The 6,725-nt window shown below is 62.1% G+C and carries 6 protein-coding genes; 2 read left to right on the top strand and 4 right to left on the bottom strand.

Annotated elements, in window-relative coordinates; translation table 11 throughout:
* A partial coding sequence (gene pepN / locus AB4Z11_RS18880) for an aminopeptidase N (RefSeq protein WP_442026865.1) occupies positions 1 to 1,961 on the bottom strand: 1,961 nt, incomplete at its 3' end.
* Positions 1,962 to 2,052: 91 nt separating this feature from the next.
* Between pepN and AB4Z11_RS18875 the strand changes: the two genes are divergently transcribed.
* On the top strand, positions 2,053 to 2,505 hold the full coding sequence (locus AB4Z11_RS18875) for a GNAT family N-acetyltransferase (protein ID WP_442026864.1): 453 nt from the start codon (positions 2,053 to 2,055) through the stop codon (positions 2,503 to 2,505).
* Positions 2,502 to 2,819: a nucleotide pyrophosphohydrolase gene (locus tag AB4Z11_RS18870; protein WP_442026862.1), complete on the top strand. Its 318-nt coding sequence runs from the start codon at positions 2,502 to 2,504 to the stop codon at positions 2,817 to 2,819. The genes AB4Z11_RS18875 and AB4Z11_RS18870 overlap by 4 nt, the downstream gene beginning before the upstream one ends.
* Here AB4Z11_RS18870 and AB4Z11_RS18865 read toward each other — a convergent pair.
* The 3 genes from AB4Z11_RS18865 to AB4Z11_RS18855 all read right to left on the bottom strand — a co-directional run bounded on the left by AB4Z11_RS18865 (position 2,800) and on the right by AB4Z11_RS18855 (position 6,704).
* Entirely contained in the window at positions 2,800 to 3,636 is an 837-nt protein-coding gene (locus AB4Z11_RS18865; RefSeq protein WP_442026860.1) for an alpha/beta hydrolase family protein, read from the bottom strand. The genes AB4Z11_RS18870 and AB4Z11_RS18865 overlap by 20 nt on opposite strands.
* A 71-nt stretch (positions 3,637 to 3,707) precedes the next feature.
* Positions 3,708 to 6,176, bottom strand: a complete 2,469-nt coding sequence (locus AB4Z11_RS18860; protein ID WP_442026859.1) for a TonB-dependent receptor plug domain-containing protein — start codon at positions 6,174 to 6,176, stop codon at positions 3,708 to 3,710.
* A 36-nt stretch (positions 6,177 to 6,212) separates the two neighbouring features.
* On the bottom strand, positions 6,213 to 6,704 hold the full coding sequence (locus tag AB4Z11_RS18855) for a RidA family protein (RefSeq protein WP_442026857.1): 492 nt from the start codon (positions 6,702 to 6,704) through the stop codon (positions 6,213 to 6,215).
* Positions 6,705 to 6,725: the final 21 nt, after the last annotated feature.

The following is a 6,725-nucleotide window of genomic DNA, read 5'->3' as shown; positions in this document are numbered from 1 at the left end:
GTCTTGCGGCTGTAGGCGGCGTCCGGATTCATCTTGTCCAGATATGCCTTGGCTTGCGTGGTCTTGGTCAGCACATCGCCCAGCACCACGTAGTCCTTTTCGGCCGGTGCGTTGTTCAGCACTGCCTGCACGAACTCGTTCAGCGGCAGCTCGCCGTCACGCACGCCATCCCACAGCGACTGCCACAGCATGGCGCGCAGCAGCGGGTCTTCCACCTTGCTCAGGCTCTTGCGCGCGCTGGCGAAGGAATGCTTATCCAGCTTGGCTTTCGCGAAGCCCCAGTCCTGATAGTTCGGGTAGACCAGATCCGGGCAAGCGGCGCCTTTCAGTTCTGGCACTTCGGTGTTCGCGCCCTTGTAGGTCACGGCCACCACTTTGCCGACCTTCATCTGCTTGTCCATCAGCGCAACCTGCACGCGCTGCTCGCGCAGCACCGGGTATTGCGCGCTGGCGGTCTGCTGCAGATTGAAGCTGTTGATCTTGCCGCCCGCGCAGCTGTAATTTGCGGTGATGGTATTCACGCCCGGCTGATACAACCAGTCTTTGGTCCATTGCGACAGGTCGCGGCCTGCCGCATCACCCAGACTGCCGATGAAGTCATCCAGTTTGGCGTTCTTGTACTGGTACTTCACCAGGTAGTTGTGCACACCCTTGCGGAACGTTTCTTCACCCAGCAGATGGCGCAGCTGTTTCAGCGTGGACGCGCCCTTCGAGTAGGTGATGGCGTCGATATTGTCGAATGCATTGGCGGTGGACGGTACCGGCACTTCGATCGGGTGCGTGGTCACCTGCTCGTCCGACACATAGGCGCGCGCCTTGCCTTGCGTGTAGAAATACTGCCAGCCGTTCTTGAACTCCGTCGCTTCGGCAGTCGCCAGGGTGCCCATGAAGGAGGCGAAGCTCTCGTTCAGCCACAGGCCATTCCACCACTGCATGGTGACCAGGTCACCGAACCACTGGTGCGCCATCTCGTGCATGATGACGCTGGCCAGATCGTGGCGCTGGGAGGCGGTCATCTTATCCTTGTGCATGAAGCCGCGTTCCGCAAACGTCACGGCGCCCGCGTTTTCCATGGCGCCATACAGGAAGTCTGGCACCAGCAGCTGGTCATACTTCTCGTACTGGTAAGGAATGCCGAAGTAGTCGTCGAACCAGGCCAGGCCCTGCTTGGTGTACTTGAACCATTCTTCCGGCTGGATCTGCGGCGCGACGGACTGGCGCGCGAACAGGCGCATCGGATATTTGCCGCTCTTGTCTTCCCATACCTTGTACGGGCCGGCGTGCATGGAGAAGTTGTACGGGCTCAGAATCTTCGATACCGGGAAGGTCCAGTGCTTGCTGGCGCCGGCATCTTCCACTTTCGTTTCGCGCGTGGTGGATGCGACAGTCCAATCGGCAGGCGCGGTCACGTTGACCTGGTAAGTCGCCTTCAGGTCCGGCTGATCGAACACGGCGAACATCTGATGCGCAGCGGCTGGCTCGAAATGCGAATAAGTGTAGACACGGCCATCGACCGGGTCGACCATGCGGTGCAGGCCTTCGCCATTGGTGCTGTGCAGACACTCATATTCCACGCTCACCGTATTGCGGCCTGCGGTGAGGTCGGCGGCCGCCAGGGTGATGAACCACTTGTTGTACTGCGGCTGGACTTCCTTGCCGTTGACGGTCAGCTTCCTGATGGTGGCCTTGTCCAGGTCCAGGGTCAGCGGCTGATCCTTGTCTTTCAGATCAAATTGCACCGTGGTCGTGCCGCTAAAGCTTTCCTTGCCGGTCAGCGTGAAGTTCAGCACATAAGCCACGTTCGATACGCGCGCGGAGCGCGCAGCAGCATCGGCTTGCGACAGATAGGGATTCTCGGCGCGTGGAGCGTCTGCAGCGAAGACGGTGGAGGTGGCGGCAGCGCCGGCGAAAAATACGGAGGCAACGGCCAAAGCAGCCGCGCGAGGAACAAATCTTGACACTTTGTCTCCCTTGTAGTGAGTGTGGGTGTGCCCAGCCTCGTGGATTGGGCGCGCAAGAGAATACCACGGGCGGGCGTGATAAGATCGATTCATGAAAATCGTTTTCGAGACTCCCAACCAGCCCGAGGTCGTGGCCCTGATCGCCGACCTCGACGCCTACCAGCTCACGCTCTATCCGCCCGAATCCGTGTACGCGCTCGACATGGCATCCCTGACCCAGTCCAATGTGCTGTTCGCCGTTGCCCGCTCGCCGGAAGGCGCGGCCGTCGGCTGCGGCGCGATCGTGGTGACGCCGGAATTCGGCGAAGTGAAACGCATGTACGTGTCGCCTGCCGCGCGCGGACAAGGCGTGGCGCGCAAGCTGCTTGGCGCCCTCGAAGGCGAAGCGCAGCAGCGCGGCGTGACGCAGTTCATGCTTGAAACGGGACCTTACCAGCACGAGGCGCTGGCCCTGTATGAACGGGTCGGCTATGCCCGCCGCGGACCTTATGGCGGCTACCCGGACGATCCGCTCAGCGTGTTCATGGAGAAGCGCGTCGCATGAGTGCCGATTCGCTGACCGCCCTGCGCGACGCCACGCGCGCCTTTGCTGCCGCGCGCGATTGGGAGCAGTACCACACGCCCAAGAACCTGGCGATGGCGATGTCCGTTGAAGCGGCGGAAGTGGTCGAACACTTCCAGTGGCTGAAGACGGGTGTGCCGTCCGAGCTGGATGCGGCCACGCGCGAAGGCGTGGGCCAGGAATTGGCCGACGTGCTGCTCTATCTCGTGCAGCTGGCCGATAAACTCGACGTCGACCTGTATCAGGCCGCCGTCGAGAAGATGAAACTCAACGCGCTCAAATACCCAGCGCCTTGAGAATTTCGCGGCCGACGATCGCCCACGACGGTGAATCGGCCGATACCTCGTCATAGTGCCCACCACCCGGCAGCACCAGCACTTCCGCCGCATCACCCGCCGCCCGCGCACGCGCCGCGTAACGCTCGCCGGTGGACAGCGGTGAAATCTCATCGAACTCGCCGTGAATCAGCACGCTGCGCACGCCGCAGGGCAGCATCTCGGCGGGTGAGGTATCCAGAAATACATCCGGACGTTCCGTCGTTGGTTCACCCGCCAGCTGTGATGTAACGCGCTCGCAGCTGGTACAGATCAGGCCCGCTTCATTGCGCAGGTCTGCCAGGCCGCCAAGACTGACCACCGCAGGAATCGGCAGCGGATTGCTCACCCACGCGGCGCTCCAGGCCGGCAGCTTATGGCGCGACACGGCCCATTGCGCCAGATGTCCGCCCGCCGAATGGCCTACTGCGGCGATGCGCGCCAGATCGAGCGATCCCGCCGCCGCGTGCTCGCGCAGCAGGTCCACCGCCGTGGCGACGTCCTGATACATGCCCGGATAGCCGCCGCCCGCCTCATCGTAGCGGCGATACTCCACATTCCACACCGCCACACCGGCGCGAGTCAGTGCGCCGGCCATATTGCGCATCTGGCGGATGCCGCCGAAATCCACCGTCCAGCAGCCGCCATGCAGCAGCACCACGACCGGATGCGGTCCCGGACCTTGCGGCAGATACAGCTCAACAAACTGCGACGGCGCGGCGCCATAGGCAATATGCTTGTCCGGCGCGCGTCCGTCCAGCGCCAGGTAATCCTGCAGGGTCATGGGTGCAGCAGCCATCAGCTCTCTCGACAAAAAACGGGTCAGGGCGCAGCATACCGCGCCCTGACCCGCCTGTCATGCTGCGCCGCTCAGAAGCGGAAGCTGGCGCGCGCGTAGTAGTAGCCGCCGTTGATGCCGAATGGCGAGAAGGATGGATAGATCGTGACGGCCGTGTTGTCCAGATTGGCGCGATACACCGCCAGCAGCTCGGCGTTGACCTTGTCCGGATACTTGTTGAACAGATTATTGCTGCCCACCGTCAGCGTCCAGGCCTTATTCAGCTTGTAGCTGACTTCCAGATCCGTGATCGCCGTGTTGCCGATCTCGGTTTTGTACCAGACCGCGCCATCCGGACTGCCGAATTCATGCGATTTGCCATACAGGGATTCACGCAGATTGACCGTCCACGGGCCGCGCTTCCACAGCGCCCCCAGATTGATGCGCGTCTTTGGCGCCGCCGTTTCGAGATCGGAGATCGCCTGCTTGTCCAGCAGCGACTGCGGCTGCAGCTGGGCCGGCGCCTGGTTGATCTTGGTCACACGGGTCTGGTTCCAGTTGGCGGCCACAGACCAGTCCACACGGCCATAGTCGGCATAATTGCTGTTCAGGGTCGTCACGAACTCCACACCACGCGTACGCGTGTTGACGGCATTCGAGAAGATGTTGATACCCGTCTGCACCACGGTCGGATCGAGCACATTGCCGTTCGCCTTGATCGCCGCCACCACGGCCGGCGAGTTGTCCGACCCGCCGGAGCCATACAGCGCGCCTGAACCGACAATACGGTCGCGAATCTTGATCTGGTAAGCGTCGAGCGTCACCGCCAGATTGCTGGCCGGGTTCAGCACCAGGCCCAGACTCAGGTTGGTGGATGCTTCCGGCTTCAGGCCGTCCACGCCCACCAGCCTCGCACCCGGCGAGTTCGGCGCCAGCTGCACGAAGGCGCTGCGCGGCGACACATTGGTGGCCGAGTAGTATTCCTCCGCCAGCGTCGGCGCGCGGAAGCCGTTGGAATACGTGCCACGCAACGCGAACATCGGATTGAAGTCATAGCGGCTGGTGAGCTTGCCCACCTTGGCGTTACCGAAATCGCTGAAGTGCTCATACCGGCCCGCCAGGTCGACCGTCCATTCGGCCAGTGGCTTGACGATGAAGTTGACATAGGCCGCCTCGTTGTTGCGTGAGTGTGTTCCTGCATCGGTCAACGAGAAGCCCGGATAGGATTGCGAACCTTCCTTGTAGCGCGATGCCTCGTCACCGGACTTAATTTCGTACTCGTCGCGGCGATGTTCCAGGCCCAGAGCGAACGTCAGCGGCGAGGCCATGCCAACTTCGAAGTCGCGGCTCACGTCCAGGTTATTGGTCCACTGACTGGCGATGAACTGGCCCGCCTTGAACACCGTCGGGGTGTAGCCGGTATCCTGGTAAAGCGAGACGTTGCCGGAGTCCTCGACACCAATGCGTGACTTGTCTCGGCCATAGGTGCTACTGAAGTCCCAGTTCCACACATCGATCTTGCCCTTGGCGCCCGCAGTGAACGCGAAATCTTCCTCGCGCATGGTTTCCTTGGGACTAAAGCCGAGCGGATAGACGGCCGGCAAGCGGTTCGGCATGCGGTAGTTCTCGAAGGCGCGCGCGTTCTTGCGGCCGGCGGTGGCGAAAGCATACAGCTCAATGCCATTACCGAGGTCATAGCCCGCATTGGCGGCAAAGGTGTACAGGTGATACTGCGCATCGCCGGATATGTGGTTCAGCTGCGGATAGCCGGGCACCTGCAGCAGCGGCATGGATTTGATGTTGGCAGGATCGGTCACACGCGGATCGACGCCACCGCGGTCGGTGAAGTCATGGTACTTACCCTCCGCCGTGATGCTGAGAAAGCCCTGCTCGCCCAGCTTGAAGCCGGCGTTCGCCGTGGCGTCGGGCGTCTTGCCGCCGCCATCGGAGTAGCCGCCGCCGCTGATGCTGCCGCTCACGCCCTGGTTGTTCGACTTCAGGATGATGTTGATCACACCGGCAATCGCGTCCGTACCGTACTGCGCCGCCGCGCCGTCGGTCAGCACTTCGATGTGGTCGATCATCGCCACTGGAATGAAGTTCAGGTCCGCCGCAGCGCTGCCCTGGTATGGACCGCCCAGCACGGCCAGGTTGGAGGTGCCGTGGCGGCGCTTGCCGTTGACCAGCACCAGCGCGTTATTCGGGCTCAGGCCGCGCAGACGGGCCGACAGCGTCAGGTTGGCGGTGTCTCCGCCGAAAGCCTGGGCGGTGAAGGAGGGCAGGTTTTGCGCCAGTGCCTGAATCAGGTCCGGCTGGCCGGTACGCTGCAAGGTACCGGAATCCAGAACCTGGATAGGCGATGCACTGTTTTCCACTTTGAGGCCATTGGCGCGCGTGCCGGTCACGATCACGGCGCCGGCCATGGCCGGGCTGGCGGCAGCGGCACCGCCGACTGCATCGGCTTGCGCCTCCGGAGCATCGGCAGGATCGGCGAAGCTCACGCCGGCGTATAGCAGCATCACCGCTGCAGCACAGGTTTTCAGTTTGCCCTTCTTATGCATCGCGTGTTCCTTTTTGGTGAGGATTGAGTGGTGACGCTATTTTTTTGCCGCTACGACTTCGATCTCGACCAGCCAGCCGGGCGAGTTCAGCGCAGCGACCTGCATGACGGCACGTGCCGGGAGGTTGGGTTGCGCGCCGCCGAAGAACTGTGTGTAGGACTCCATGAAGCCCTTCACATCCGCGCGTCCCTGCTTGGCCGGATCGCCGACGAGGAAGACCTGCATCTTCACCACGTCGCCCATCCCCAGGCCCATGCCCTTCAGGATCTCCTCAATCTTCTTCAGTACGCCCAGTGTCTGGGTCTTGGTATCGCCGTAGGCCGCAAGCGAATCGGCCGGGGCATTCTTGTCGATCACCGGCGGCACCTGGCCGCTGATGAAATGGATAGTGGCGTTTGGCGGCAAAGTCACTGCCTGCGCGATCGGAAAATCGGAACCGGGAATCTTGTGGCGGATGATGTCCTGTGCCGACGCCATGCCGGAAGCCAGGGACAGCAGGCCGGCGCCAATGATCAGTTTTGCTTGCATGGTTTTCCTTAGTGTTTGTTG

The sequence above is a fragment of the Pseudoduganella sp. RAF53_2 genome (genome assembly GCF_052113985.1).
In the GTDB taxonomy this organism is placed as follows: Bacteria; Pseudomonadota; Gammaproteobacteria; order Burkholderiales; family Burkholderiaceae_D; genus Rugamonas.
The sequence above is the reverse complement of the archived record's forward strand: the minus strand, read 5'-3'. Positions and strand labels throughout refer to the sequence as shown.

What these genes read in the sequence shown, in the direction of transcription:
- AB4Z11_RS18870 (WP_442026862.1), top strand. Translation starts at nt 2,502, where the DNA reads ATGAGTGCCGATTCGCTGACCGCCCTGCGCGACGCCACGCGCGCCTTT.
- AB4Z11_RS18865 (WP_442026860.1), bottom strand. Translation starts at nt 3,636, where the DNA reads ATGGCTGCTGCACCCATGACCCTGCAGGATTACCTGGCGCTGGACGGA.
- AB4Z11_RS18860 (WP_442026859.1), bottom strand. Translation starts at nt 6,176, where the DNA reads ATGCATAAGAAGGGCAAACTGAAAACCTGTGCTGCAGCGGTGATGCTG.
- AB4Z11_RS18855 (WP_442026857.1), bottom strand. Translation starts at nt 6,704, where the DNA reads ATGCAAGCAAAACTGATCATTGGCGCCGGCCTGCTGTCCCTGGCTTCC.
- AB4Z11_RS18875 (WP_442026864.1), top strand. Translation starts at nt 2,053, where the DNA reads ATGAAAATCGTTTTCGAGACTCCCAACCAGCCCGAGGTCGTGGCCCTG.